Source organism: Terasakiispira papahanaumokuakeensis (assembly GCF_001709345.1).
In the GTDB taxonomy this organism is placed as follows: domain Bacteria; phylum Pseudomonadota; class Gammaproteobacteria; order Pseudomonadales; family Halomonadaceae; genus Terasakiispira; species Terasakiispira papahanaumokuakeensis.
Genome location: NZ_MDTQ01000001.1, coordinates 1,210,112 through 1,234,805, shown reverse-complemented (window position 1 = coordinate 1,234,805; position 24,694 = coordinate 1,210,112). Strand labels below are relative to the sequence as shown.

Annotated in this window: 21 protein-coding genes; 11 read left to right on the top strand and 10 right to left on the bottom strand. The window is 48.3% G+C overall.

Annotation, left to right across the window (positions count from 1 at the left end; genetic code table 11):
- Positions 1 to 78: 78 nt before the first annotated feature.
- Positions 79 to 525, bottom strand: a complete 447-nt coding sequence (locus BFW38_RS05390; protein ID WP_068997461.1) for a YeeE/YedE family protein — start codon at positions 523 to 525, stop codon at positions 79 to 81.
- A gap of 434 nt (positions 526 to 959) precedes the next feature.
- Here BFW38_RS05390 and BFW38_RS05385 point away from each other — a divergent pair, with 434 nt between their 5' ends.
- A complete protein-coding gene (locus BFW38_RS05385; protein ID WP_068997460.1) occupies positions 960 to 2,444 on the top strand; it encodes a sensor domain-containing diguanylate cyclase in 1,485 nt (494 codons plus the stop codon).
- 198 nt (positions 2,445 to 2,642) lie between these two features.
- Here the strand turns inward: BFW38_RS05385 and zigA are convergent, their stop codons facing one another.
- Positions 2,643 to 3,857, bottom strand: coding sequence for a zinc metallochaperone GTPase ZigA (gene zigA, locus BFW38_RS05380; RefSeq protein WP_068997459.1), 1,215 nt, complete (start codon positions 3,855 to 3,857; stop codon positions 2,643 to 2,645).
- Positions 3,858 to 4,119: 262 nt separating this feature from the next.
- A complete protein-coding gene (locus tag BFW38_RS05375) occupies positions 4,120 to 5,565 on the bottom strand; it encodes an aminoacyl-histidine dipeptidase (RefSeq protein WP_068997458.1) in 1,446 nt (481 codons plus the stop codon).
- Between the two features lie 370 nt (positions 5,566 to 5,935).
- On the opposite strand from BFW38_RS05375, the gene BFW38_RS17655 reads away from it, so the two are divergent.
- From BFW38_RS17655 to BFW38_RS05355, 4 genes are all read left to right on the top strand, one after another.
- Entirely contained in the window at positions 5,936 to 6,751 is an 816-nt protein-coding gene (locus tag BFW38_RS17655; RefSeq protein ID WP_175400941.1) for an AraC family transcriptional regulator, read from the top strand.
- A gap of 24 nt (positions 6,752 to 6,775) precedes the next feature.
- Positions 6,776 to 7,219, top strand: a complete 444-nt coding sequence (locus tag BFW38_RS05365; RefSeq protein ID WP_068997456.1) for a hypothetical protein — start codon at positions 6,776 to 6,778, stop codon at positions 7,217 to 7,219.
- 274 nt (positions 7,220 to 7,493) lie between these two features.
- The gene (locus BFW38_RS05360; protein WP_068997455.1) at positions 7,494 to 8,111 is read left to right on the top strand and encodes a hypothetical protein; all 618 of its coding nucleotides are present in this window, start codon (positions 7,494 to 7,496) and stop codon (positions 8,109 to 8,111) included.
- A gap of 89 nt (positions 8,112 to 8,200) precedes the next feature.
- Entirely contained in the window at positions 8,201 to 8,545 is a 345-nt protein-coding gene (locus tag BFW38_RS05355; protein WP_068997454.1) for a hypothetical protein, read from the top strand.
- A 216-nt stretch (positions 8,546 to 8,761) separates the two neighbouring features.
- On the opposite strand, the gene BFW38_RS05350 is transcribed toward BFW38_RS05355, so the two are convergent.
- Positions 8,762 to 9,142: an MAPEG family protein gene (locus BFW38_RS05350; protein WP_068997453.1), complete on the bottom strand. Its 381-nt coding sequence runs from the start codon at positions 9,140 to 9,142 to the stop codon at positions 8,762 to 8,764.
- Positions 9,143 to 9,462: 320 nt separating this feature from the next.
- Here BFW38_RS05350 and BFW38_RS05345 point away from each other — a divergent pair, with 320 nt between their 5' ends.
- The 6 genes from BFW38_RS05345 (at position 9,463) to BFW38_RS05320 (ending at position 17,261) form a co-directional block, all read left to right on the top strand.
- The gene (locus tag BFW38_RS05345; protein ID WP_245686075.1) at positions 9,463 to 9,972 is read left to right on the top strand and encodes a sigma-70 family RNA polymerase sigma factor; all 510 of its coding nucleotides are present in this window, start codon (positions 9,463 to 9,465) and stop codon (positions 9,970 to 9,972) included.
- Positions 9,972 to 10,964: a FecR family protein gene (locus tag BFW38_RS05340; protein WP_068997451.1), complete on the top strand. Its 993-nt coding sequence runs from the start codon at positions 9,972 to 9,974 to the stop codon at positions 10,962 to 10,964. Before BFW38_RS05345 ends, BFW38_RS05340 begins: the two co-directional genes overlap by 1 nt.
- A 237-nt stretch (positions 10,965 to 11,201) precedes the next feature.
- Positions 11,202 to 13,646, top strand: a complete 2,445-nt coding sequence (locus BFW38_RS05335) for a TonB-dependent siderophore receptor (protein ID WP_068997450.1) — start codon at positions 11,202 to 11,204, stop codon at positions 13,644 to 13,646.
- 262 nt (positions 13,647 to 13,908) lie between these two features.
- Positions 13,909 to 14,664 (top strand): sulfite exporter TauE/SafE family protein, encoded by a 756-nt coding sequence (locus BFW38_RS05330; protein ID WP_068997449.1) that lies wholly within the window; start codon positions 13,909 to 13,911, stop codon positions 14,662 to 14,664.
- Positions 14,665 to 14,838: 174 nt separating this feature from the next.
- Positions 14,839 to 15,984: a GGDEF domain-containing protein gene (locus BFW38_RS05325; protein WP_068997448.1), complete on the top strand. Its 1,146-nt coding sequence runs from the start codon at positions 14,839 to 14,841 to the stop codon at positions 15,982 to 15,984.
- A 101-nt stretch (positions 15,985 to 16,085) separates the two neighbouring features.
- Positions 16,086 to 17,261: a pyridoxal phosphate-dependent aminotransferase gene (locus tag BFW38_RS05320; RefSeq protein ID WP_068997447.1), complete on the top strand. Its 1,176-nt coding sequence runs from the start codon at positions 16,086 to 16,088 to the stop codon at positions 17,259 to 17,261.
- An 83-nt stretch (positions 17,262 to 17,344) separates the two neighbouring features.
- Here the strand turns inward: BFW38_RS05320 and BFW38_RS05315 are convergent, their stop codons facing one another.
- From BFW38_RS05315 to garD, 6 genes are all read right to left on the bottom strand, one after another.
- The gene (locus BFW38_RS05315; protein ID WP_068997446.1) at positions 17,345 to 18,295 is read right to left on the bottom strand and encodes an AEC family transporter; all 951 of its coding nucleotides are present in this window, start codon (positions 18,293 to 18,295) and stop codon (positions 17,345 to 17,347) included.
- Between the two features lie 73 nt (positions 18,296 to 18,368).
- On the bottom strand, positions 18,369 to 19,313 hold the full coding sequence (locus tag BFW38_RS05310) for a 2-hydroxyacid dehydrogenase (RefSeq protein WP_068997445.1): 945 nt from the start codon (positions 19,311 to 19,313) through the stop codon (positions 18,369 to 18,371).
- Between the two features lie 172 nt (positions 19,314 to 19,485).
- On the bottom strand, positions 19,486 to 20,811 hold the full coding sequence (locus BFW38_RS05305) for an enolase C-terminal domain-like protein (RefSeq protein WP_068997444.1): 1,326 nt from the start codon (positions 20,809 to 20,811) through the stop codon (positions 19,486 to 19,488).
- A gap of 83 nt (positions 20,812 to 20,894) precedes the next feature.
- The gene (gene kdgD / locus BFW38_RS05300) at positions 20,895 to 21,806 is read right to left on the bottom strand and encodes a 5-dehydro-4-deoxyglucarate dehydratase (RefSeq protein WP_068997443.1); all 912 of its coding nucleotides are present in this window, start codon (positions 21,804 to 21,806) and stop codon (positions 20,895 to 20,897) included.
- A gap of 185 nt (positions 21,807 to 21,991) precedes the next feature.
- Entirely contained in the window at positions 21,992 to 23,095 is a 1,104-nt protein-coding gene (locus BFW38_RS05295) for an SMP-30/gluconolactonase/LRE family protein (RefSeq protein ID WP_068997442.1), read from the bottom strand.
- Between the two features lie 38 nt (positions 23,096 to 23,133).
- Positions 23,134 to 24,690, bottom strand: a complete 1,557-nt coding sequence (gene garD / locus BFW38_RS05290) for a galactarate dehydratase (RefSeq protein WP_245686074.1) — start codon at positions 24,688 to 24,690, stop codon at positions 23,134 to 23,136.
- Positions 24,691 to 24,694: the final 4 nt, after the last annotated feature.

Here is a 24,694-nt window from a genome sequence, read left to right as displayed (position 1 = left end):
CTCACAGCCAAATAAGAGAAATTAATCACATCTTTTTCAAGTACCGCTATATTTTAAAAAGCCACGATCTTCAAAGGCTCAAACTCTCAAGCTGTGAGTAAGCCCGACCGTTGACATCGCCGTGGTCACAAAAGTCATTGTGGCCACCAATGAACGAGGAGATAAACGTGCTAAACCGCATACACCATGGCCACTAGTGCACCCATGACTCCAGCCAGTTCCCAAACCGATACAAAGGCCTGCAATGGCCATAACGGGCCACGGAACTAATGGATCACCCAGCACGACTTCGGAAGAAAAGGCCACATTGCCAGGCAACCCTAGGCTCACCACAATCAAAGGACTGATCAGCAGCCCAATAATAAAAGCCCAACGCCATGCTTGAGATAGCCTAGGACGAGAGAAAAGCGCATGACTCGCAATACCACTGATACCGGCAATACGCCCGATCGAAAACATCATCAGAATGGCGGCACAGCCAATAAGAACCCCACCAATTAATCCATGCAATAAGGAAGTCGCCATAAATAGATATCCTGTATAAAATCGTCAGATGGTTTTATCTAAAAAAACAGGAATAAGAATATTCCAAAAAGAATTAAATGGCGAGCCCTCACGGCGACAAGCATCCAATCGTCGACGCTTTCTCAAAATTTCAGCAGCATTCGCCAAGTGCTGGGATTGACATAGGGCTATATTAACAAAAACTATATGGCTTAAAGCCTCGCAGACAAGCCTCACAGACATAAAGTTAATGGGTATACAAAGAGATGTCTCAAGGCGCCAGACCATCGTTAAAACTGTCCTGCTCAGGGAGTGGCAGAAGGCATAGAGCGTTGTATTATTTGACCGCACAGTCAAATTCATCTAAGGGATTTGTGAACTGACATTAATGGCTATGCTCAGGGCAAAAGTGACAAAGCCTCGAGTAGACACAATCAAGCAATCAGGTCCTGACTGTGAAGACACCACCCTCGCGATTGACAGAACTCCCCAAAAGCATCAAGACCCGGCTGCTGATTCGAACCCTGCAACAGCGCTACCCTTTTATATCTGATCTTGCACTGATCATGACCTGGATTGGCCTATGGCGTATTTCTGCCGCCATGGAATACTTGCCCCATGCCACCATCTGGTTTCCACCTAGCGCCTTAACTTTCGTCAGTTTTCTGATGATTGGTAAACGCGTGTTCCCAGCCATTCTAATCAGTGGACTCATTGCCACTTTTTGGGAAAATACCTTGTATGCCTCAAACCGCCCGCTTCAAGAGTTACTCTCAACGGGCTTGTTATTTGGTATTGGCCACAGTTTGGCTTATGGCATAGGCGCACACTTACTCAGCCAACGCATCACCAAGGCGACACCAAGCGACCTTCCCCGGATATTGCTGTTGTACTTGCTCATCGGCTCCTGTGCCGCACTCATTGCGAGTATTTTTGGACTCAGCGTACTGGTGTTCAATGGTGTAATGGCACCGGCCGACATGGCAAAAAGCTTAGTCACCTGGTGGTTTGGAGACTTGATTGGTATTTTAGTCCTGACCCCAGTGCTCAGTTGGATAGTGATTATCTACTATCCAAAAAGTCATCTAACAATGAGCCATATTGGGCTGATCCAACTCAATAGCCCGGCCCGAAATCCTTTTATTATTAAGCTCTTGGTTGGGATTCTGCTGACAACATTGATTATGTTTGCGGCGGCTCAGTTTCGCTTTCAAGAGATGGTCTTTTCTGTCTTTTTTCTGTGCATTCCGCAAATGTGGATCGTCTACACGGAAACGCCACTGCGTAGCGGTATTTCTCTAGCATTAATGAGTACCTGGACCGCCCTCTTGATCAAGCTATTCGAGCTCGGTGATCACATTGTGGTGTATCAGTTTTCAGTGTGTATTTTGGCTGCCAGCACCTATTTTGGGATGACAATTCCACTGCTAGCGTCAACCAATCTGCGTTTAAGAGAAATGGCCTTTTACGATGGGCTCACCAAAACGGCCTCAAGAGAACACTTCTGGGCTCAAGCTGAAACAGAAATCCGACGTGCTCGTTTTTATGGTCAACCCGCGACCTTAATCGTGTTTGATATCGACAAGTTTAAACAGATTAATGACCACTACGGACATACCATTGGGGATGGTGCGCTACTGACCACAGCACAATGCATTGGTAAGTTATTACATCAAGCAGACCTGCTAGGACGGTTTGGTGGAGATGAGTTCATGATTTTGTTGCCAGGGGCCGATTTAGAGCTCGCCAAAAGCAGAGCGGAGGCATTGCGCCAAACATTATCAAAAACCCAAGTGCCCACAACTGATCATTGGTTATCCGGAAGTTTTGGCGTTGTAATGGTCGAACCAGAGGAAACCATACAGGAAGCCTTCAAAAGGGCCGACACTTGCCTACTACAGGCTAAACAAGCAGGCCGGAACTGTGTCATCGCAGGGTAAAAGCGCAGGGTGGCTAGCGTGTGTATCCCCCACCATAGCCGTCTACTTTGCTAAAAAAGCATCACTTGGAGGCACGCCTCCAAGTGATGCAACACTGCCGAACAACAGCTATCCCTAGCGTGGCAGCCTCATGGAACTGACATTGATTAAAACGGAGATGGATGGATTAAAACGGAGATAGATGAGCCCAACGGATACTTACCAGGCAGGGAATGGATCATTCAATTGCGCCCAAGTGGTTTTACCCGCTAAAAGCATTTCGTCATCTAAAAGACACTGATTCAACGCTTGCGTCATGGCCACCTGATCCAAGTGCTGTCCAATAAAAACCAACTCCTGGCGCATATCACCGAAAGGCTCAACCCATTGCGCCAAAATGGATTGTCTATACTCCTCATCCTCAGGCCATCGATCTTGAGGGACTGATTTCCAGAACATTCCGGCAAAACCATAATGAGCAATACCGCCCGCTTGGCTCCACTGACCCGCAAACTCAGGGCGAGTCGCCAACCAAAAATACCCCTTAGAGCGAATCAACTTACCTTGTTGTTGGGGCTGCTGAAGGACATCATGTAAGAAGTGATAAAACTTATCCGGGTCAAACGGGCGTCTTGCCGTATAAGTAAAGCTACTGATTCCATATTCTTCAGTTTCAGGGACATGCTCTCCCCTCATTTCTTTCAACCATCCTGGGGCTTGCTGAGCCCGCTCAAAACTAAAGCGTCCAGTTCCAATGACTTCATTGATCGGTACGTCACCATTTTGAATAGGCAGAATTTTGGCTTCAGTATTCAGTACCTTTAATGTCGCCATCAGGCGCTCAAGTGTGGCCGCATCAATCAAGTCTGTTTTGCTGACCAGGATGACATCAGCAAACTCGACCTGATCCACTAACAAGTCTGCAACATTACGCTCATCATCGTCCCCCAGAGACTCGCCCGTCTCACGAATATCTCTTGCTTGATCGTAATCACGCAAAAAATTAACCGCATCAACAACGGTCACCATCGTATCTAAGGTGGCAATGTCCGACAGGCTTTTCCCCTCTTCATCCGCGAAAGTAAAGGTTTCAGCAACTGGGAGAGGCTCAGAGATCCCGGTCGACTCGATCACTAGATAGTCAAATTGACCGGACTGCGCCAATTCACGCACTTCAATTAACAAGTCTTCTCTCAACGTACAACAAATACAACCATTGCTCATTTCCACCAATTTTTCTTCTCGGTGATTTAATGAAACCTCCTGTTTCACCTGAGCAGCATCGATATTAATCTCACTCATGTCATTCACGATAACCGCAACACGTCGACCTTCGCGGTTATTCAGGATATGACTCAGTACAGTGGTCTTACCCGCCCCTAAAAATCCGGACAACACGGTAACGGGTAAGCCTCCACCAGATAACTCAATCATCACTCATCTCACTTATCTGTCATATTCAAAACAGCACTGCACCAAGTCACGCAGCATGGGCAATGAGTCGCTTCACGGTAATACAATGTTATAACATAACAAACAAGTCAGGCAAGACAAGTACGTACTCCCACATCCACTCAATGACTTAGTGCGCTCGGGCTCGACACCTGAAAAGCGAGCCCCTAAGCGCACTCACGATACAAACGAATGCGAATTCAATCCGCAGAAAATCCAAATATCAGGAACGGAGGCTAAATCCTCATACTTGATTCGCGGGAATCGACTCGATCACATTCACTAAAAGCTCCCAGTAGCGCTGCACTGAAGCGATATTCACTTTCTCATCGGGAGAATGAGGAAAACGAATAGTAGGGCCGAACGACACCATGTCCCAATCAGGGTAGTGACGTTTAAATAAACCACACTCCAAACCTGCGTGCATAACGACCACTTTAGGATCAGCCTGAAACCGATTTTGATAGCATGTTTTAACCAAAGCCATCAAAGAACTATTCGGATCCGGAGTCCACCCGGGATAAGCACCATCCAACTGACACCGTGCGCCTGACAGCCTTGCAATCGCTTGGTGCACACGTGCAAGCTCATCTCGTCCGTTATTTGTTAGGCTCCGAATTAAGCATTGAATATCCAGATAATCATCCGACAAAGTGACAACGCCCAAATTCGATGAGGTTTCTGGCACACCAGCGACAGTTTGACTCATCCGATATACGCCATGGGGTAGACTCTGTAATAAATCTAACACCCTCTGTTGACCAGCGGCGGTTAATACTGGCGCAGCGGATGTCGAGTCAATACTCAATATCATCTGCGTATCCACGGCCTCATACTGCGTATCCTGTTGCGCCATTGCCGCTTGCAGCTGCTCGATCGCAGCAACCTGGTCATCAGGTGATAACACAATGACGGCTTCAGCATCACGAGGTAACGCATTGCGTAAAGATCCGCCCCGAACATGGACTAGCTGCCAGGGTACAGTCAGCGAAGCTAATAATTGCACCATGATCTTATTGGCATTGGCACGCTCAAGATGAATATCCACGCCGGAGTGCCCGCCTCTCAAACCACTGATAGAGACTTTCAGAGCGACATGACCAGAAGCATAGGGCTCACGTTCAACGGGTAAACTCAGTAGCGCATCCACGCCACCAGCACAGCCCATACAAATCTCGCCTTCTTGCTCTGAATCCGTATTAATCAATAGGCTCCCTTCTAGCCAGCCCGGCTGCACACCAAAAGCCCCGTTCATTCCAGCCTCTTCGTCTACAGTCAACAACACTTCTAGAGGGCCATGGTGAATATCGCCTGAGGCAAGTATCGCTAGCGCAGAAGCAACACCAATACCATTATCAGCCCCTAAAGTGGTGCCCTCTGCCGTCACCCATTCACCATCGACAAAGGCATTAATGGGGTCTCGAGTAAAGTCATGCTGGGTCTCCTGGTGCTTTTGCGGCACCATATCGACATGCCCTTGCAGAATAATCCCCGGCTTCCCTTCGCACCCAGGCCGCGGCGACTTAGACAACTTTAGATTGCCAGCTTGATCCTGTTCACAATGAATACCCTGCTGCTGGGCCCATTGTTGAATCCATAGCAACACGGCCTCCTCATGTTTAGAAGGACGAGGAATAGAGCAAAGTCGTGAAAAGATCCCCCACAATAGCTTGGGCTGAAGTTGATCCATCGTATTCACCACACATCTCCTAACAAAGCGCAGCCATCATGTTTAAGCCAACATATTTCGGCTACACCAGATTCAATATTGTTGATGTCTCAAAACACCGTTGAGCAACAGATGCCAGCTCAACGAATCATGTCTATAGCGCAGAAGATCCCTGCACTGAAACAGCTCGCATAAAAGTCTAGTAAAGACGCCTTATGGAATTGGCTCAGCGCATACCGACAGCGGCTAATGATCTCATAGGCAAAAATTAAAATACCCGAAATCACGATGAAAAGAGACGACAAGTACCTAATCAAAAAAACCAACAATCATGAAGCATAAGCCATAAAACCTATTCATGACCACGTCTCATATTCGCAAGGATGTCGATATGAATTTATCAAATTTATCTCACCCTGTTCCCCAAGATCATGACGCAACACATGATCGGCCAAGTATATGGCCTGAACCGATTCAACAGGAGCCTGACATATTTTTAATATCATCCGGAAAAAATAAAAAAATCAAAACATTAATAAAAACACTACGGCAGCATGACCACCGATATTATTTACTAGACTATCCCCCTCAGGCACCCGGCATTATTTTATTAGACTGCACAACAACATCCCCCACACCGAGAATGATCGACTGCCGAAAAACAATGATCATTGCCATTACAGATATTACATCGGAGATTAATCATGCTGAATTTCCTGACCTATTTGACACACTTCATTGCCAATCCCATGAATTGATTATCGCCAACAGAATCCAGCTCTATTTGCACTATTACAAAACCTTAAAGCAATCGCCACCACCACAACCCCAATTAAGCATGAGTCGCTCACAACGCCTCGTTTACAAAGCTTGTACGATATTAGAAAGAAATCTTAGTGAAGCCATTTGCAATCGATATTTATGCAAAACCCTCTACACTAATCACAATACACTTTATAAAGCCTTTAAAGCACAACTCGGCATGAGCGTACATCAATGGCTCATGAGGAGAAGAATTGAAGAAGCCGTTCGGCTTTTAGTCGAAACAGAGCTGCCAATCCAGCATATCGCCTTTGACGTTGGTTTTTCTCGACAGTCTAGTTTCTCAACTTTTTTCAAATCTGAAAAAGGCATCACACCCAGCGCCTACAGAAAAAGAGCGCGCCATACTCATACAATAAAGCAGCATACGATGAAGCATGCATAAGTCCACCCATGAAAGGAGTTCAATATGAACACGCAATCCTACTCACTTAAAACCATCAGAGTTCTTATAGGATTATTCCTACTAACAATCGTCACTTACTCAAATGCCGAAGATGCAAGCAGCATATGGAGCAGCGACGATCAACTCATCGAGATTTTAGCGCAACCCCAATATAACGACAAAAATACTATAAATAATTTAACACTGAACATTACCGATAAAACACTCGGTGAATATCAGTACGAACCGCTTATCTACACACTATCACCTCCCTATACGGACCAGAGAAAGATAATAGAAGCAACTCCTAAAAAATCGACCTTAAATGGTCATCTCATCGTACGAAAGCTCACTCAATTTCCAGAATACCTATTTATTGTCGTTGATCTTTACTATGGTGACATGCCACAGCCAACGCAGCACCACGTAATGGGTTCAATCCTCAGAATCCCGATCCAGGACAATTAAAACTAAACCAACCAATAAAACTAGACCACCCACTTAAAAATCATTGATGGCACTTAATAGTGCCATCAATTATATCCATCTTAAGCAGACCATTGAATAGCGACTATGCTAAAGAAACCGTCGCCAAGACCATAGTAGTGAAAACTGAATAAAAAATAGAAATAAACTCAAAAAAACCAGCACACAGTCTAAGTTAAATTAAAACCACTGGCACGGCACACACTATCCCAATCGTCGGAGCCAGATAACCCATAGCCTATCAAGGAGTAAGATCATGGCCAGTATCAAACTTAATCTCATCAATCATTCCGCTGATGCCAACAATAGTGATTATGTCATTTTTCAGAAAAATGCCGCGACGGATGTCAATATCCAATCGGTCGCCTGGAAAGTGGTTAAAAACTTAGGTAACAGCGACAATCACCCCTTTGAATACCCAATGGAGTTTCAAGTCTGCGCCAAGGATTATAACGGCAATTATATGCCCAAAATCACAGCACATAATGATCATGTCTACGAAGTGATCATGGCGCAGTCTGGCCATCAACTGCGTGATGGCTCCCAGACCGCCGCTAACCCCAATGAAGTTGAAGTCTGGAACAACCTGACCCAAGGCGCTATCGACGCACAGATTTATCGGGATGGAAAACTGCTGGCAACAAAAGTTAATGTCGCACCGGGCTCGAAAGCTAATTTTGAATTCAAACCCAAGATCTTTATCGGAATGGTCTCTCAGGTCGAAGAAGGCACGGTAATGAATTCCAATGTCACGATTCAGTACTTAACCGAAATCGACCTGCTGGGCGTCAGCAGTGCCGACATTATCATCACCGGCGGTGGGCGTGGCACTGACTCAGTACCCTTTAAATTCACTCTGTCGAATGTAATTTAAGTCAAGAGCTCGCCACTATCTAAATAAACTGAATAGTCAGAAGTAGAGAGTGGCGAGATCCAATTAATATAAAAAAAGAGACCACAATCATGCCATGGAATGATAAATGTCAATGGGGGCAACCAACCCCCTTTAATAACCATATGGCAGCTATAGCCGTTAACAATGCAAATTTTTTACAATCAGTATTTGTGAACACTTCCGAGAATGGAAACACACGACAAGCATATACTTATCACGAAGTAGGTGGGTATAGAATATGTGTAGTAGGCCATATACATATTAACGACGAACAGGTTGTTGCTGGTGCCAGCTTTATTCCAGGCTGGGATAACTGGTCAATGCAAACCCCACAAGCAGCGGTCGATACGATTGCCGACTTGCCAGATCAGGGAAGTTTTCCTGGAAATGACCGTTACCCACATCCGACTTAAGACTACGCCCACATAAAATCATCAATAACCCAATCAGTCGTCTAATATCGTCGCGTTGATTGAACTCGATAAACGCACCTCATAAGAGGCTGAACCTCAAAGCCTGAGCCCTGATACAAAGTGGGTTCAGGCTTCATTGACTGTTGAGTTCACGTTCATCAACAGTGCCCTACTGAGCATGGTCGAGTTCAGTCACGACTACACCGCTTTCGACCATTACACCGCTTGCCACAATAGACTTAACGCACTGACCATTAACACCGAAAATGTCATCATCATGCCACTGATCCGAAGCTTGAGGTTCTCTTGTGTCTGCGATACGCCATAAGCGTGTAAACAGCGGCCAACGAGTAACGCCACCCCAAGCACATGGATGAATACCGGTGATGCTGCCCCTTGAGTTTCTAGCATCCAAATCAATAACAACGTCAGAGGCACGTATTCAGTGAAGTTTCCTTGTACACGAGTTGCACGTAACAACTCAGGGTCATCCCCCGTGCCAACAGCGACAAGTGCACGGCGTCTCACTTTGATAACCCGAAAGCTCAGCAATATTAATAAAAGCCCCAACAAAGCGGCATAAATAGGGGTGACCATAACGCCTACTCCTGATCGATAAAACCGAAGAAAAATGAGATCTAGCCCAAATCATCGATAATGACGGCGAATGGGCCAAACAGCTGAACCTCATCGATGAGCAAGACCCCATACAACGCTATCTTGAATCTGCCTTGCATCATAAGCCGAACGGCCTATAAAATGAGATAAAATCTCATTATCGTTTACGCCCAATATTGTCTCCTATTCATAATCTTTATGGTGGAGTGTCTGTGTCTTTATCGCCCTCTTTACTCAATCGCACAGATGTCACAGTCTCAGACTCCAGAACAAGAGACTGTGAGCGATCGAGTATGTCGATGGCTGATAAGAGCCCGTCAGACTTCACTGCTTTTTACATTCATCATAGTGGTTGGCTTAAAGGCTGGTTATGCCGCCAACTAAATTGTCGAGAAACTGCCGCAGACTTACTTCAAGAGACCTTTATACGGGTCTTACTACGCCAGCGCCAGCAAGTCAGCATTCGAGAACCGAAAGCATACCTGACACAGATTGCTCGAGGATTAGTCATCAGTCACTGGCGTCGCCAGGATATTGAACAGGCTTATCGCGAAGCGTTGACTCATTTACCAGAACCGGTAGCGCCATCGCCTGAAGTCACGGAGCAACTGTTAGAAACACTCTGTTTGCTTGATCAGGCACTGAGTAAACTGCCAACCCCCGTACAACAAGCCTTTTTAATGGCTCAGCTTGATCACCTCACTTATCGGGACATCGCCCAACAGCTCAACGTCGCTGAAGTGACCATCAAACGTTATGTCAAACGAGCGTTAGTACAGTGCATGCTCGTGATGGATCAAAATACCTGATGACACAATCAGAACAGGCATCATCACCCAATCATGCACATTTATTAGAAGAAGCCGCAGAATGGTTACTACGCCATCAGGAAGGCCCATTATCCGATGCCGAAATAGCAGAATTCAAGGCTTGGCGGCAACGCAGTAGTGCCCATGAACACGCGTGGCAAAAAGCAGAACAACTCGCTCAACGCTTACAATGCATGCCACCCGATATCACCCGCGCAACGCTCAATGCACGGGGAGCACAACGACGGGCAACTCTAACGCGCCTAGCATTGCTCATAGGGTTAGTGCCTCTTGGATGGGCGGGCTGGTCTCAAGTTGAACGACATTTCGGAGCGGACTATGCCACCCAAACGGGCGAGCGTCGTCAAATCAAGCTCAATGATGGCACGCGTTTATGGCTCAACACCCGCACACGCCTTGACGTCACCATAACCACAGCACAACGGCATATCCATTTGTATGAAGGCGAGTTGAATATCACGACGAGCGCTGACCCTCGCCCAATGAAAATCACGACCACAGCAGGCACGTTACAGCCACTAGGGACTGTATTTACAGTTCGGGAAGCAGAGGACTATACACAAGTGGGCGTCACCGAAGGTCGTGTGGCGATCAGTTTACATAACGGGCAACAACACCTAGTACCAGCAGGTCAACAGTTACGGTTTAACGCAACCCGACTATTCAGCCCCAACACTTACTCGAAGTCACAGGAAGGCTGGATCCAAGGCATGATCATTGCTGACAACCAATCTCTAGAAGATTTTGTTCACAACTTAAGCCGTTATCACCGTGGCTGGTTTAGGGTCTCACCGGAGCTTGCCGCATTGAAAATTTCAGGTAGCTACCCCATCACCCCACTCGATCAAACCCTTAATATGTTAGCTCGAACATATCCAGTTCAAATCAGCCGAAGTGGCCTTGGTTACCTCACCACCTTCACGCGAAAAGCAACACCGGGTAAGGGCAGCCAGTCCACAACAGCACCATGAATGCCATGTGATGACCTTCCCATTGAATGACTTTGCCACTGAATATCCTCACCGCCAACTTGCCTTACCACTGAATGATCGTACCGCTGATTCAGTCGATCATTGAGGCCATCAAACATAAAAAATAATTATTTTTATTTCATAGTGATACTTTTTCTCAGCTCGTGCGGCTAAGGGATTAAAGGCCGATCAAACACAGATCGGGAAACTGACCTGTTAGAACAGAAAGGAACCTTTATGTCCCGCCTTGAACCATACCGTGGCCTAGCACTAGGGTCATTAACGATGGCCTTATCGCTGAGTATGAGTACGCCCGCTATTGCAGAAAGCACTCACGCTGAAAACACTCTCGCCGAAAGCTCCGCTTCAGAAGACTCTGTGTCGATCCAACACAATACCGTCACCCAAGCGGACAGAATGGCACATTACCAACTGAGCTCAGGGCCACTAGGTCAACGACTTAATCAACTGGCCGCCCAACATGGTTTGGCACTTTCTTATGACCCATCACTCACCCAAGGGCTTCAAAGCGCGCCATTAGAAGGCCGCTACACGCCCCGCCAAGCCATGGCACAACTTTTACGCCACACAGACCTTCAACTAGTAGACCATCATGATGGCACCTTTTCGTTAAAAACCGTGCCAAACACATCACCGCAAAATCTAGACACCATGACCGTCACGGGCAGTCGAACGCCTGCGCGCTATACAGCGGAGTCCACCAGTGCGGCCACTAAAATGTCATTATCTATGCGGGAAACCCCACAAGCGGTATCTGTCATTACCCAGCAACAACTTGAAGATCAAGGGCTGGACAATATTGAAGACGCCTTATTGACGACCCCGGGAATCACTTTAACCAAAGCCGGTAGCAGTCGCCCCACCTTTTATGCACGAGGTTTCAGTGTCAGTAACATCAGTTATGACAATGTACCTACATCCATTAGCAATTTTGCTTTTGGGTTGATTGACGGTGTCGATACCGCCGTCTTTGACCGTGTGGAAATCGTCCGAGGCGCATCAGGCCTGATGCAAGGCACGGGCAACCCTTCCGCTTATATCAACTTGGTCCGTAAACGGCCGACCCATGAGTTTCAAGGGTATGTTCAAGGACAGGCTGGGCGCTGGGATAATCAGCGTGGAGAGCTGGATATCTCAGGCCCACTGACAGCCGGCGGCCAAGTACGAGGACGCTTAGTCGCGGCCTACCAGGATCATGACAGCTTTATGGAGGATATGGGCGAACGCAAGCGTGTCTTCTACGGCATACTCGAAGCCGATCTGACCCCTCAAACATTACTCAGCTTGTCTGTCACCCAACAGAAAACCGATCGTGACAACAGCTGGGGACTACAACCTTATGGGCTAAGTCGCTCTAGTAACCTTTCACCGGAATGGGCCTATAACGACACGGACAACCGCTTCTATAGCCTCGAGCTTTCACATCACTTCAGTAATGATTGGAAAATCCAGTTCTCAGCCAATCACATCACCAGTGATGCCGACTTTGTGGGCACCTATTACGCTGGAGATCTCGATCTCAGTACCGGCGATGGCTTATCCATTTATGACGGATCGATTTATCACAATGATGAAAAACAAACAGGGCTAGACCTCTTCGCTACCGGCGGTTTTACACTGGCCGGACAAGCGCACGAACTGCTCGTCGGGATCGATCACCGTTGGCGCGACTTCACACCCTGGGGCCAATATGGCTTAGCGTCTCACCCCATCAATGTTTACACCTGGGACAACAGCACATTACCGGCTCCGGAGCGGGGGAAATTAAGTCGTGGGAACTGGGATTACCATGACAAGCAAAGTTCAGTTTATGCAACGGCCCGCTGGCATTTGAGTGACCCGCTAAGCCTGATTACTGGCGCTCGAGTCACTGATTGGGATTACGAGCAGCATACAGGGACTAGTCATTATGAAGTCGATCATGAGATCACGCCTTTTATTGGCGCCATTTATGACTTGAATGCACAATATTCATTATATGGCAGCTATACCAGCATTTTTGAGCCACAAAATGCTTACGATATCAACGGTGACTTATTAGACCCAATTGAAGGGCATAGCTACGAGGTGGGTATTAAGGGCGAGTTCAATGACGGTCTACTCAATGCCACATTGGCACTTTATCGAATTGATCAGGTGAACCGAGCCCAAACCGACTATGATGGCCCATCTCCGTGTCCGGGTAATCCAACCTCAACTTACTGCTCTGAAGACAGCGGCAAAGTCCGCAGTCAAGGCATTGAATTAGAACTCAGCGGCCAATTAACTCCAGCGACACAGGCCAGTTTTGGCTACACCTTCAACCGCAACCAATACGAGAAGGATGCAGAAAACAAAGGTGATACGTTTAACACTCAACTGCCTAAACACTTATTACGCCTTAGCCTGCGCCATGAGCTGAATGCGCAATGGGTTGTCGGCGGGAGTCTTCAGGCCCAAAGCCGTATCTATGAGGGCAGTGCAAGCCGCACCGTTGAGCAATCGGGCTATTATGTGGCCAACCTGATGGCAGGCTGGGCGCCAACAGAACAACTGTCTTTCCGAGTTAATCTGAACAACTTGTTTGATCGTGAATACTACGAAGCCTTAGGCTCAGCCAATAGCTTAAACGCCTATGGTAACCCGCGTAATCTTCTGCTAACTGCACGCTATGAACTTTAGTGACACGAACAAATAGCGACATAAGCAAACAATGACATAGTAAACAGTGACGTAGTGAACAGATACTGCGTTTTTCGCGTCAGAGCTTACCGGCTCTGACGCCATTCTTTTTTCAAACTGGCCCTACGCTTCAAGCATACGCCCACTTACACTCCTTCATGCACGCATATCGACTAAGGTCCAAGACTCACTCAATGAGTTCGATTGGCTTGGTTCACCTTGGTCACTTTAAATCGTTTCTTTAAGCTTGCCTGGAGCGTTCATGCACTTAGTGGAATCTTTTTGGGCTTACCATCTGCACTGGGCAATATGGCCTGTACTCTTGGCCGCCTTTATCCGCGGTTATACTGGCTTTGGTTTTGCAGCAATCGCCATTAGCGGGCTGAACCTGATCTGGCCACCACAAACCAGCGTTCCTATCATTTTGTTACTCGACCTTATCGGCACCTTAAAACTGCTGACTGCAGCCTGGCCTGGCGCCGATAAAGGGATCATCACGCGTCTAAGCAGTGGCGCATTGATCGGCATCCCATTGGGATTAACCCTGCTGATCCAAGTGCCCGAACAACCACTTAAGTTGATGATCAGCCTAACCGTTTTGGCGATGGCCCTGTTACTGATGCGCCACCCCCTCACTCGCACAGAAAAGCCCTATCAGACCCGGTTCACGGGCATAATCTCGGGAGCTTTTACTGCAGCCGCTTCCATAGGAGGACTACCGGTTGTCTGCTATTTATTGACTCAATCGATCTCTCCAGCCCGCCAACGCAGCACCTTGATCATTTTTCTTGCACTCACAGACCTGGTAGTTCTACTGCTATTGGCCCTGAATGGACTCCTGACCTCCGCGCTGCTGCTACCGACTTTACTTTTATGCCTACCGACATGGTGCGGTGTCAGTCTGGGGCAAGCCGTCTTCAACCGTTGGCACCCTCGCTCTTTTCGCCCTATCGCCCTACCGCTACTAGGTTTACTGGCAAGCCTCGGTCTCATTCAAAGCCTACAACACCTAATATAGCTCCTCCCGACAATCCGCATGCACGGGTATATGCACACTTGAGAGGCTAACGACTATTCAACACAAACCGACGTAAACGGTCAAAGCACAGACCGCCCAAGACACAAGATGCACAATGCAAATAAAAAGCATGTTAAAATTACATATCGTTAACATTTGATTGATGAGCCCTGAATGAAACCCAGCCTCTGGGAAGAGACCGATCAAACCCGACTGACCGTATTAAACGCAGCCCAAAACTTTGTCGTCATTGCGGGAGTTTGCTTTATTCTGGTTAACTTGCTGAAAGCGCAATGGCTTTTGGCTGGTCTGGAAATCGTGACGGTCATCTTCACCTTAGTTTTTGCTTGTGTCACACGCCGCTCATCCAATACATCCCTCGGCATATCCCACCGCTGGATTATCAGCTGGCTGGCACTTGTATTTGGCTGTATTGCGGTCGGACTCAGTTATGCCGGAGCTTTTAGAGCCAATCAGTTTGTCTGGGTGATGCAAATTCCCATGCTGTCGTACTTACTTCTAGGCAAAACACGAGGCACACAGCTCACCAGTGTTGCAGCATCAATCTGTATGTTGACTTTTGCTCTCACGAACAAACAACCTTCTTCATTGGAATACTTCGCCTCACTGGCAAATATGGGTATGGCACTAGGCATTACCTGGGCACTCAGCTACTTATATGAAGCCAAACGCGAAGAAGCCATTCAGCAGCTACAGGAACAAGCCGCTCGAGACCCTTTAACAGGGCTCCATAACCGTCTACACCTGGAATCCATTTTTCAACAGCTTAGTCGCTACCCGATGAACAAACACCGGCTGGTACTGATGTTGATTGATATCGATTGGTTTAAAGCGATTAATGACCAATACGGCCATGACATTGGAGATGAGGTGCTCGTTAAAGTGGCCGAAATGCTACAGCGTCACACGCGTAATACCGACTGGCTTTTCCGCGTTGGAGGGGAAGAGTTTTGCATCATACTGCCTTCGACACCTAAAGCTGAAGCCTGCGTACTCGCGGAGCAACTGAGAAAAGCGCAAGCCCAAGAAGTCATGACAACATCACAAGGTACTTTAGAAACGACGATCAGCATCGGACTTGCCTGCTGGCCCACAGAGGGAAAGAAACTGGAAACCCTTTATCGCCGTGCGGATCAACGCCTCTATCAAGCCAAGCGATCGGGCCGTAATCAAGTCATCAGCCAAGAAGACAACACTTCGTCAGAAAGCACTTCATCAGAAAGCACGGCACAAGAAAATACGCTAAAAAGAAATACTCGCGAAGACGACAACAGAGAGCAATCCAAGCCCGGCTTATAACCCAATGATACAGCAGACATAACTGACCTGACTTTCGCTATCGGTTCTGCGGGTTACAATGCCAACAAGCTTTCTATTCTCAACGGGTCAAATGGGCCATCATGAACACATCGATCTCTCTTCCACCCTCTCGACTACCTCGAGTGGGCACTACAATATTTTCCACCATGTCTCAACTGGCTGCTGATACCGGAGCCTTAAACTTATCTCAAGGGTTTCCTGATTTTGATGGCCCTCAAGCCTTAAAAGACCGCGTGAGTCATTATCTCAACCAAGGCCACAATCAATACGCACCAATGCCCGGCGTACCGGCACTCCGTGAAGCCATCGCACACAAAGTTCAAACGTTATACGGCTACCATGCGGACCCAGACCATGAAGTCACCGTCACATCTGGCGCGACAGAAGGCATATTTGCCGCGATAGCTGCATGCGTTCGCCCCGGTGACGAGGTCATTGTTTTTGACCCCGCTTATGACTGCTATGAGCCAGCGATTACTTTAAATGGCGGGATCACTCACCATCTACCATTACAACCGCCACATTTCACCATTGATTGGCAACAATTAGCAGACCTATTGCACCGACAACCCCGTCTAGTGATCGTCAACAACCCACATAACCCGACGGGTGCAGTACTGACACAACAAGACCTCAACCAGCTGGCGGACCTTTTAGCTGAAACACCAACGCTATTATTGGGTGATGAAGTCTATGAACACATTGTGTTTGATGGACGACCCCACTTAAGTTTGCTCAGTCATCCAGCGCTAGCAGCACGCTCGATCGTGGTGTCTTCTTTCGGTAAGACCTACCATACAACCGGTTGGAAAGTGGGTTATGTCGTCGCACCTCAAGCGCTATCTGCTGAAGTTCGAAAAGTTCACCAGTACTTAACCTTCAGCACCAGTACGCCATTTCAATGGGCGCTGGCAGACTTTATGAACCAACATCCAGAGCATCACACCCAGCTCCCCCATTTCTATCAAGCCAAGCGCGACCACTTTTGCGATCTGCTTCGCAATAGCCACTTCAACTTAACCCCGACACAAGGGACCTACTTCCAATTACTGGATTATCATGCAATCAGTGATCAACTGGATACAGAAATGGCCCTGAGATTAACTCGAGAAATCGGGGTTGCCGCCATTCCCATTTCAGTTTTTTATGCTGAGCCACCCCGAGACCTGCATTACTTACGCTTATGTTTTGCCAAAAGTGAGGCCACCTTAAGCCAGGCGGCCGAGCGCTTATGTCATCTATCTCCCGCAGGCTAGGCACAACACGGACTAAGAATACTCACCGCATTGGGCCCCTCAATACAGGCAAGATATGGGCCTGATGCGGTCGACCCCAACGCTCAAATCAAGCCCACCACTTGCAAACCGTATAGACCCAACATAATCGACACCACAGAAATCACCGTGGAAATGGCAATAATATTCGCCGCCAATCGGCCATCACTTCCAGCAGAACGAGCCATCACATAACTGGCGGCTGCAGTCGGGCTGGCCAGAAAAAGAAACAACATCCCAAGATCTCGTCCCTCAAAACCGATTAAAGCTGCCAGCAAGGTAAAAGCAATCGGAGTCCATAACACTTTAAACAGACTTGAACTGAGCGCAATTTTCCCCGAGTGAATAAATGCAGCCATCGATAAAGAGCCACCGACACAAATCAGAGCCAAAGGTAATGTCATCGCAGAAAAGTAGTCTGCCGAGATCAAAATCCATTGCGGTAATTGTACATTCATCCAAGAAGCAAGGAGCCCGGCAAGTACGCTTAAAATCAGTGGGTTTTTGGCTAGCCCTTTCATCACTGACTTTAAATCAGCATCAAAATGCGGACTATAAAAAGCCAGCACAATAATAGATAACACATTAAACAACACAATAATCAGCCCAGCCAAAACACCACCGACTGACAGACCATAATCGCCATATTGGCTAGCAGCTAACGCCAACCCCACAATCCCGCAATTACCCCGAAAAGCCCCTTGAACATAAATCCCCCGCTCAGCATAAGGCACATGCTTTAATGACCATAACCATGCCCAGGCAAAGCTCAATACCGTTGCCAGGTAGAAATAACCAATCAAAGCAGGTTGCAAAGCCATGCTCAGATCCGTACGCAAAATGCCAAAAAACAACAGCGTCGGCATCAAGGCTTTAAAGCTTAGATTAGAAGCCACAGACATAAAATGCTCATCGATCAACCTGAGACGCTTCAGCACAATACCCAGCACCACCATAGCGAAAACCGGGCCTGTCACAGTAAATACTTGAATGAACATCGTCTGAGGATTGTCCATGGGGCTCCTTGTTGGTTTGTATTAAAGTGAAAAGATCACGACTAAAACACCTAAATTGCCAGACTAGCCAGTGTCAGACGGGTGTAAGTAATGGTTGATCCGAAAAATAAGCCGCTAGATTATCCACGACCAATTGCGCCATCGCAGCCCGGGTTTCAACCGTGCCGCTTGCACAATGCGGTTGAACAACAACTTGCGGCATCGACAATAACGCGGGTGGAACCTGAGGCTCATGAGCAAATACATCTAAGCCCGCCCCTGCCAGCTGCCCTTGTTGTAGCAGCTCCACCAGTGCAGGCTCATCCACAACGGACCCTCTCGCAATATTGATGAAATAGCCCTGAGGACCTAAAGCACTCAACACCTCACGTGAGATCAGCCCTTGGGTGGCAGCGCCACCAGGGACTACTGGTGCCAGGATATCAACATCACGCGCCATCGCGACCAAATCATCATAATATCGATAGGACACTTCCGATTTTGGGCGACGGCCATAATAACTGACTTCCATACCAAACGCTTCCGCTCGTTTTGCAATGGCTTGTCCGATTCGACCAAGGCCAGCGATCCCAAGTCGCTTGCCTGTCACCGTTGTATTCAACGCCATCATGCCTTGCTCAACCCAATGGCCTTGGCGAATCCATTCGACCCCAGGCAATAAGCGCCGCACCGTTGTCAGTAATAACATCATCGCCATATCCGCGACATCATCCGTAAGTACATCCGGGGTATTCGTGACGAGTACACCCTTGGCATGACACGCATCGACACATAAGCTGTCGGTCCCAACACTGCCACAGGCGACAATTTCCAACGCTGGCAAACGCGCCAACAGTGCTTCAGAAAAACCACCCCCACCAGTGGTGACAACCGCACGAATACGTGTCCCGACTTGGTCCAATAGCACATTGCGGGAAGTCTCATCAGTTAAGAGATCCAAACGGTGCAGCTGATATCGTGCTTCTAATTCAGCCATTTGCGCCGGACGCACCGGTGCCACAACAAGCACATCAATCATCTTGATCACTCCTTCGTCTAGGTATGCAGGCATCATTCTGCCTTGTTCAAAAGGTAGGGCTCACTCCTTAAATGCAAAAGCCCGCTTTAAATACAAAAACTTGCTTCAAATACAAAAGGCCCGCTTCAATAGCAGGCCTTTTGGGATTCAGGGTAGAGATATTCTCCAGGCCTTAACGGACCAATGCCGGACGCTTCGCATCAAATTGCCAACCAGGAATGAGATACTGCATGGCCATCGCATCATCTCGCTGCCCTAATGTCAGCGATTGGTACAAAGCATGGGCCTGTTTCAACTGCACCGGATCTAGAGTCACCCCTAAGCCTGGCTGTTCCGGCACACGTAATTTCCCATCATGAATTTTCAGCGGAGCCTGCGTCAGGCGCTGACCATCCTGCCAAATCCAGTGGGTATCGATCGCCGTAATCTCTCCAGGACACGCGGCGGCGACATGCGTCATCATGGCCAACGAAATATCAAAGTGATTATTTGAATGCGATCCCCAGGTCATGCCCCATTCATGACACAGCTCGCCTACAGCGACAGCCCCTTGCATCGTCCAGAAATGGCAGTCAGCTAACGGGATATCCACTGAATCCAAACGAACAGCATCACGCAACTGTTGCCAATCTGTTGCGATCATATTGGTCGCCGTTTTCATCCCTGTCTGGCGTTTAAACTCAGACAAGATTTCACGACCCGACCAAGCCCCTTCTTGGCCACAAGGGTCCTCAGCATAACTGAGCATATGCTGAATGGGCTCAAGATACTCAACCGCTTGTTTCAAGGTCCAGGCGCCATTCGGATCCAGCGTTAAGCGAGCATCGGGGAAGGCCTCATAGAGTGCAGCAATACACTCCGCTTCTTGACGCCCATCCAATACCCCCCCTTTTAACTTGAAATCCTTAAAGCCATAACGGGCATAAGCCGCTTTCGCCAAGTTGGCTACTTTTTCTGGCGTCAATGCTTCTTGAGTTCTCACCAGGTCCCAATCATCCTGGGGGTCTACACAACGAGGATAAGGTAAATCGGTCTTATCCGGGTCACCTAACAGAAACAAGTACCCCAAAGCCTCGACGTCATCACGCTGCTTGCCAAACTGCCCTAGTAGGTCAGCCACGGGCAACCCCATATGCTGACCGGCCAAATCTAACAACGCAGATTCAATCGCCGTGATCACATGGACAGCCGTACGCAAATCAAACGTCTGATGACCACGCACATCATCTTGCTGACCGGATATCGCTGCCCTCACCTGGCTGATGATCGCCTTATAGCGCCCTATACCTTGCCCTTCCACCAAAGAGCGGCAGTGCTCCAGTGTACGAATAATGCGATCTGTGGCGGGAACTTCACCCAGCCCAACGCGGCCGTCACTGTCCTCAATGACCACGACCGTACGGATAAACCAAGGGGCATGGCCACCACTGAGATTGAGAAGAAAACTGTCATACCCGGCAACCGGGACAACGGTCATTTTTGTTACGGTCGGGAACATGAGCATTACCTCAACAATGAACTCTAGACTCTAAATAGCTAGATTCTAAATAGTTAGACCCTGAACAATTAAACCCAGGCCGATTATTGGTTAGCGTCAATAATGCGCTTCAACTCAGCCTTTTCTTCTTTAGTCGGCATGGTCAGAGGGAAACGAACATCTCCTGCTGAACGGCCTATCAGATCGGCTCCGACTTTGATCAGACTCACGGCATACCCCTTCTGACGATCACGCAGACGACAAAATGGAATAAAAAAGTCCTGAATAATTTGTGTAACGGTTGTCCGATCACCTTCACGCAGCGCCTTGTAAAACCGCATCGCCATTTCCGGCATAAAATTAAACACTGCCGAAGAGTAAGTATTGACACCAATCGAGATATAAGCCTCAGCGAAGATTTCGGCAGTAGGCACACCTCCGATATAAACCAAGCGATCACCGACTGTTTTAATGGTGTCATTCAGTGCCGCGAGATTGCCCACACCATCTTTCAAGCCAATCATATTCGGGCACGCTGCAGCGAGGGATTTAACACTTTCAGCATCCAACACGCCATTAGCACGGTTGTAATAAATCACCTGCAGCGAAGTACTGTTCATCACTGCTTTGGCATACTCGACCACACCATGAGCAGGACACTCCGTCAAATAAGGCGGCATCAACAGAATGCCATCAACACCCGCTTCTTCAGCGATTTTGCATAACGCTTGGGCATCAGGAATGCTCTTACCGGCACTAGCAATCACCGGCACTCGCCCTGCCACTGTCTCCACCGCAATCTGACAGATCTGGCGATACTCATCCGTAGATAAGGAAAAGAACTCCCCTGTGCCACCGGCAACAAACACCGTAGAGACGCCTTGCTGGACAAACCACTCTAAACGTTCGCGATAAGTTTCAGGGTTAAACTGTCCCTTATCATCCAGATCTGTAATGGGAAAAGACAAAAGACCATCACTCAACGCCCTACGCATCTGTTCAACTGAAAAACTCATTATCCACACCTCATTCAAAGATCAGTTCATATCACAGGGAATGTCTATCATTCAGACCACAATGAAGCGCACTCACGCAACATAATACATAATACATCAGACAAAAATGTCGCATTGCCTGAAAAATAATGCACTGCGCCTCAAGCTTTTCGCTCCCGGGTAGGCAAAGAGGCACAGAGCGAGATTTACAAAGTCAATGCACTGCGCGTATTGACATAAAGGGCATACACCGAGTGACTACTCGCCATCAACAAACGATTTTGAGCACGCCCCCCAAAACAGATGTTGGCGCAACGTTCTGGTAGATGAATATGTCCAATCGCTTCGCCCTCAGGACTGAATACCATCACACCATCGAAATCAGCAGGATTGACATCCGGAGAACCATCACTTCCCCAACCACACCAAAGATTACCTGCTTCATCACATTTAATACCATCAACACCTGCATGGTCCGGCGCTTCAATATGAACATGACGTTTCCCTAAAGTCCCGTCATCCCGAACCTCATAAGCCCAAACTAACCGGTTAGGTTTCGCCCGCCCTTCGACGATATAAAGCAAACGTTCATCGGGTGAAAAGCACAGCCCATTAGGGCCTGCAATATTCCCCTCAACTTGAGTCACTACGCCCGTTTCACCATCAATGCGATAAACCGCATCGGGCAAAGTACGCTCAATTTTATGCCCTTCATAATTATTGCCACTTTGGAAAGGCGGATCAGTGAACCAGATCGACCCATCGCGTTTCACGACAACATCATTGGGAGAGTTAAAACGCTGTCCGTCATACTGATCTGCCAAAACCGTTATACTGCCATCATGCTCAGTACGGGTGACACGGCGCCCTTCGGCATGCGTCGAGGAGCCTTCACACGTCACCAGTCGTCCCTGTAAATCACGACACATACCATTAGAAAAGTTCGCATTATGCCGGTACACATCAAATGAACCGGAGATCTCATCCCAACGCATAATTCGATTATTGGGAATATCACTGACCAACAGGTAACGTCCATCCTGGAACCACACAGGACCTTCCGCCCAACGCATCCCCGTCGCTAAGCGCTCGACACTGGCATTAAACAAACGCAACTTCAAAAAACGATCATCGAGGACCTCGACATGAGGGTCAGGATAATGCGTATCTAGCGGTTTAGGCTGTGCTTGAGCCAATCGGCTCGTCCCACCCAAAGCCCCTATCGTTGGCACCGCAACAGATAACGCCAACGCTTTACGCATAAAACTACGACGGGATGCAGCAGACTGATATTGTTGTTCTTCTTGCATACTGATGATCCTTCTTCCAGATCAATGAATGATATCGATCAGGTCACTGGTGCCGGATTAAACAACACCAGATCATTGTGCAGGCCTAGCTTATCTGCACACACCTGTCGACGGCCTGAGGCCACCTCCAGAATCAAATTAAATAATGCCCAGCCCATCTCTTCGATGGTTTGCTCGCCAGTGGCAATACGCCCAGCATCCAAATCAATCAGATCATGCCAACGATTACCCAAGGTACTGTTTGTGGACACCTTGATAACAGGCGCAACAGATAAACCATAAGGCGTACCGCGCCCGGTGGTGAAAACTTGCAAGTTCATTCCCGAGGCAAATTGCAAAGTACCGCAGATAAAGTCACTGGCAGGCGTTGCCGCAAAATTCAGCCCCCGCTTACGGATACGCTCGCCAGGGCTCAAGACATCGACAATAGGGCTGGTCCCTGACTTGGCAATCGAACCCAACGCTTTTTCCACCACGTTACTCAAGCCACCTTTTTTATTGCCCGGTGACGGGTTAGCGCTCCGATCAGCTTTGCCCTGATTGAGATAGTCGTCATACCATGCCATTTCACGTAACAAGGCCTGCCCGACTTCAGGCGTCGCAGCACGCGGGGTGAGCAGATGGATAGCATCACGTACTTCAGTCACCTCAGAAAACATCACGCTGCCACCGGCTCGCACGATAAGATCAGAGGCGTAACCGACGGCGGGATTAGCCGTCACGCCCGAGAACGCATCAGATCCCCCACATTGCATCCCGACCACTAGCTCAGACACTGGGCAAGTTTCACGTTGTCGGCGATTCAGTTTGGCTAAATGTTTTTCAGCCATCGCCATAATGCCATCAACCATGTCGCCAAAGCCGTGGAACTGCTCATCCTGAAGGCTCAACGCATGCTCAGCGAGATCGGCCGGATCCATGACTTTAAGCGGTTGCTCATCCCCCGGCTCTTGCAGCAATCGACTGGGCTGAAGCTTTTCACACCCCAAACCAATCACCATGACTTCGCCCCCCAAGTTAGGGTTGCGCGCCATATTCTGTAAGGTGCGAATCGGTACAATCGCCGCAGGGGCATTAATGGCGACACCACAGCCATACGTATGATTTAGGGCGACCACATCATCAACATTGGGGAAATGCGGCAATAACTCCTGCTTGATACGCTTAACGACATAATCGGTCACGCCGGCCACACACTGCACACTGGTGCTAAGTCCGAGCACATTACGGGTTCCGACCGACCCATCTGTATTGCGGTAGCCTTCAAAGGTATAACCTTCCAGAGGCTCACGATCTGGTGCAGGACGAGTGGCCAGAGGCAGCTCATGTAACTCAGGTGGTGTCGGTAACTGAACTAAGTGCTCGGTCACACACTGTCCCTGAGCAATCGATTCCACGGCATAGCCAATCACCTCACCATAACGAATAATCTTGCCGCCCTGAGCAATTGGAGTCAGCGCCACTTTATGGCCTGCTGGCACACGCTCAGTTAATACCGTGCCATCATCCAACCTTGTGCCGGCATCCAATCCAGGCGCATTAACCACAATCGCCACATTATCAATAGGCTGAATACGAATCGTAATGGGCTTCATGACA

Excerpts from the sequence above, each read along its gene's own strand:
- BFW38_RS05360 (WP_068997455.1), top strand. The coding sequence starts at position 7,494 with ATGGCCAGTATCAAACTTAATCTCATCAATCATTCCGCTGATGCCAAC.
- BFW38_RS05310 (WP_068997445.1), bottom strand. The coding sequence starts at position 19,313 with ATGATTGATGTGCTTGTTGTGGCACCGGTGCGTCCGGCGCAAATGGCT.
- BFW38_RS05305 (WP_068997444.1), bottom strand. The coding sequence starts at position 20,811 with ATGTTCCCGACCGTAACAAAAATGACCGTTGTCCCGGTTGCCGGGTAT.
- BFW38_RS05295 (WP_068997442.1), bottom strand. The coding sequence starts at position 23,095 with ATGCAAGAAGAACAACAATATCAGTCTGCTGCATCCCGTCGTAGTTTT.
- BFW38_RS05365 (WP_068997456.1), top strand. The coding sequence starts at position 6,776 with ATGAACACGCAATCCTACTCACTTAAAACCATCAGAGTTCTTATAGGA.
- BFW38_RS05325 (WP_068997448.1), top strand. The coding sequence starts at position 14,839 with ATGAAACCCAGCCTCTGGGAAGAGACCGATCAAACCCGACTGACCGTA.
- BFW38_RS05375 (WP_068997458.1), bottom strand. The coding sequence starts at position 5,565 with ATGGATCAACTTCAGCCCAAGCTATTGTGGGGGATCTTTTCACGACTT.
- BFW38_RS05320 (WP_068997447.1), top strand. The coding sequence starts at position 16,086 with ATGAACACATCGATCTCTCTTCCACCCTCTCGACTACCTCGAGTGGGC.
- zigA (WP_068997459.1), bottom strand. The coding sequence starts at position 3,857 with ATGATTGAGTTATCTGGTGGAGGCTTACCCGTTACCGTGTTGTCCGGA.
- BFW38_RS17655 (WP_175400941.1), top strand. The coding sequence starts at position 5,936 with ATGAATTTATCAAATTTATCTCACCCTGTTCCCCAAGATCATGACGCA.
- kdgD (WP_068997443.1), bottom strand. The coding sequence starts at position 21,806 with ATGAGTTTTTCAGTTGAACAGATGCGTAGGGCGTTGAGTGATGGTCTT.
- BFW38_RS05330 (WP_068997449.1), top strand. The coding sequence starts at position 13,909 with ATGCACTTAGTGGAATCTTTTTGGGCTTACCATCTGCACTGGGCAATA.
- BFW38_RS05315 (WP_068997446.1), bottom strand. The coding sequence starts at position 18,295 with ATGGACAATCCTCAGACGATGTTCATTCAAGTATTTACTGTGACAGGC.
- BFW38_RS05335 (WP_068997450.1), top strand. The coding sequence starts at position 11,202 with ATGTCCCGCCTTGAACCATACCGTGGCCTAGCACTAGGGTCATTAACG.
- BFW38_RS05350 (WP_068997453.1), bottom strand. The coding sequence starts at position 9,142 with ATGGTCACCCCTATTTATGCCGCTTTGTTGGGGCTTTTATTAATATTG.
- BFW38_RS05355 (WP_068997454.1), top strand. The coding sequence starts at position 8,201 with ATGCCATGGAATGATAAATGTCAATGGGGGCAACCAACCCCCTTTAAT.
- BFW38_RS05390 (WP_068997461.1), bottom strand. The coding sequence starts at position 525 with ATGGCGACTTCCTTATTGCATGGATTAATTGGTGGGGTTCTTATTGGC.
- BFW38_RS05340 (WP_068997451.1), top strand. The coding sequence starts at position 9,972 with ATGACACAATCAGAACAGGCATCATCACCCAATCATGCACATTTATTA.
- garD (WP_245686074.1), bottom strand. The coding sequence starts at position 24,690 with ATGAAGCCCATTACGATTCGTATTCAGCCTATTGATAATGTGGCGATT.
- BFW38_RS05345 (WP_245686075.1), top strand. The coding sequence starts at position 9,463 with ATGGCTGATAAGAGCCCGTCAGACTTCACTGCTTTTTACATTCATCAT.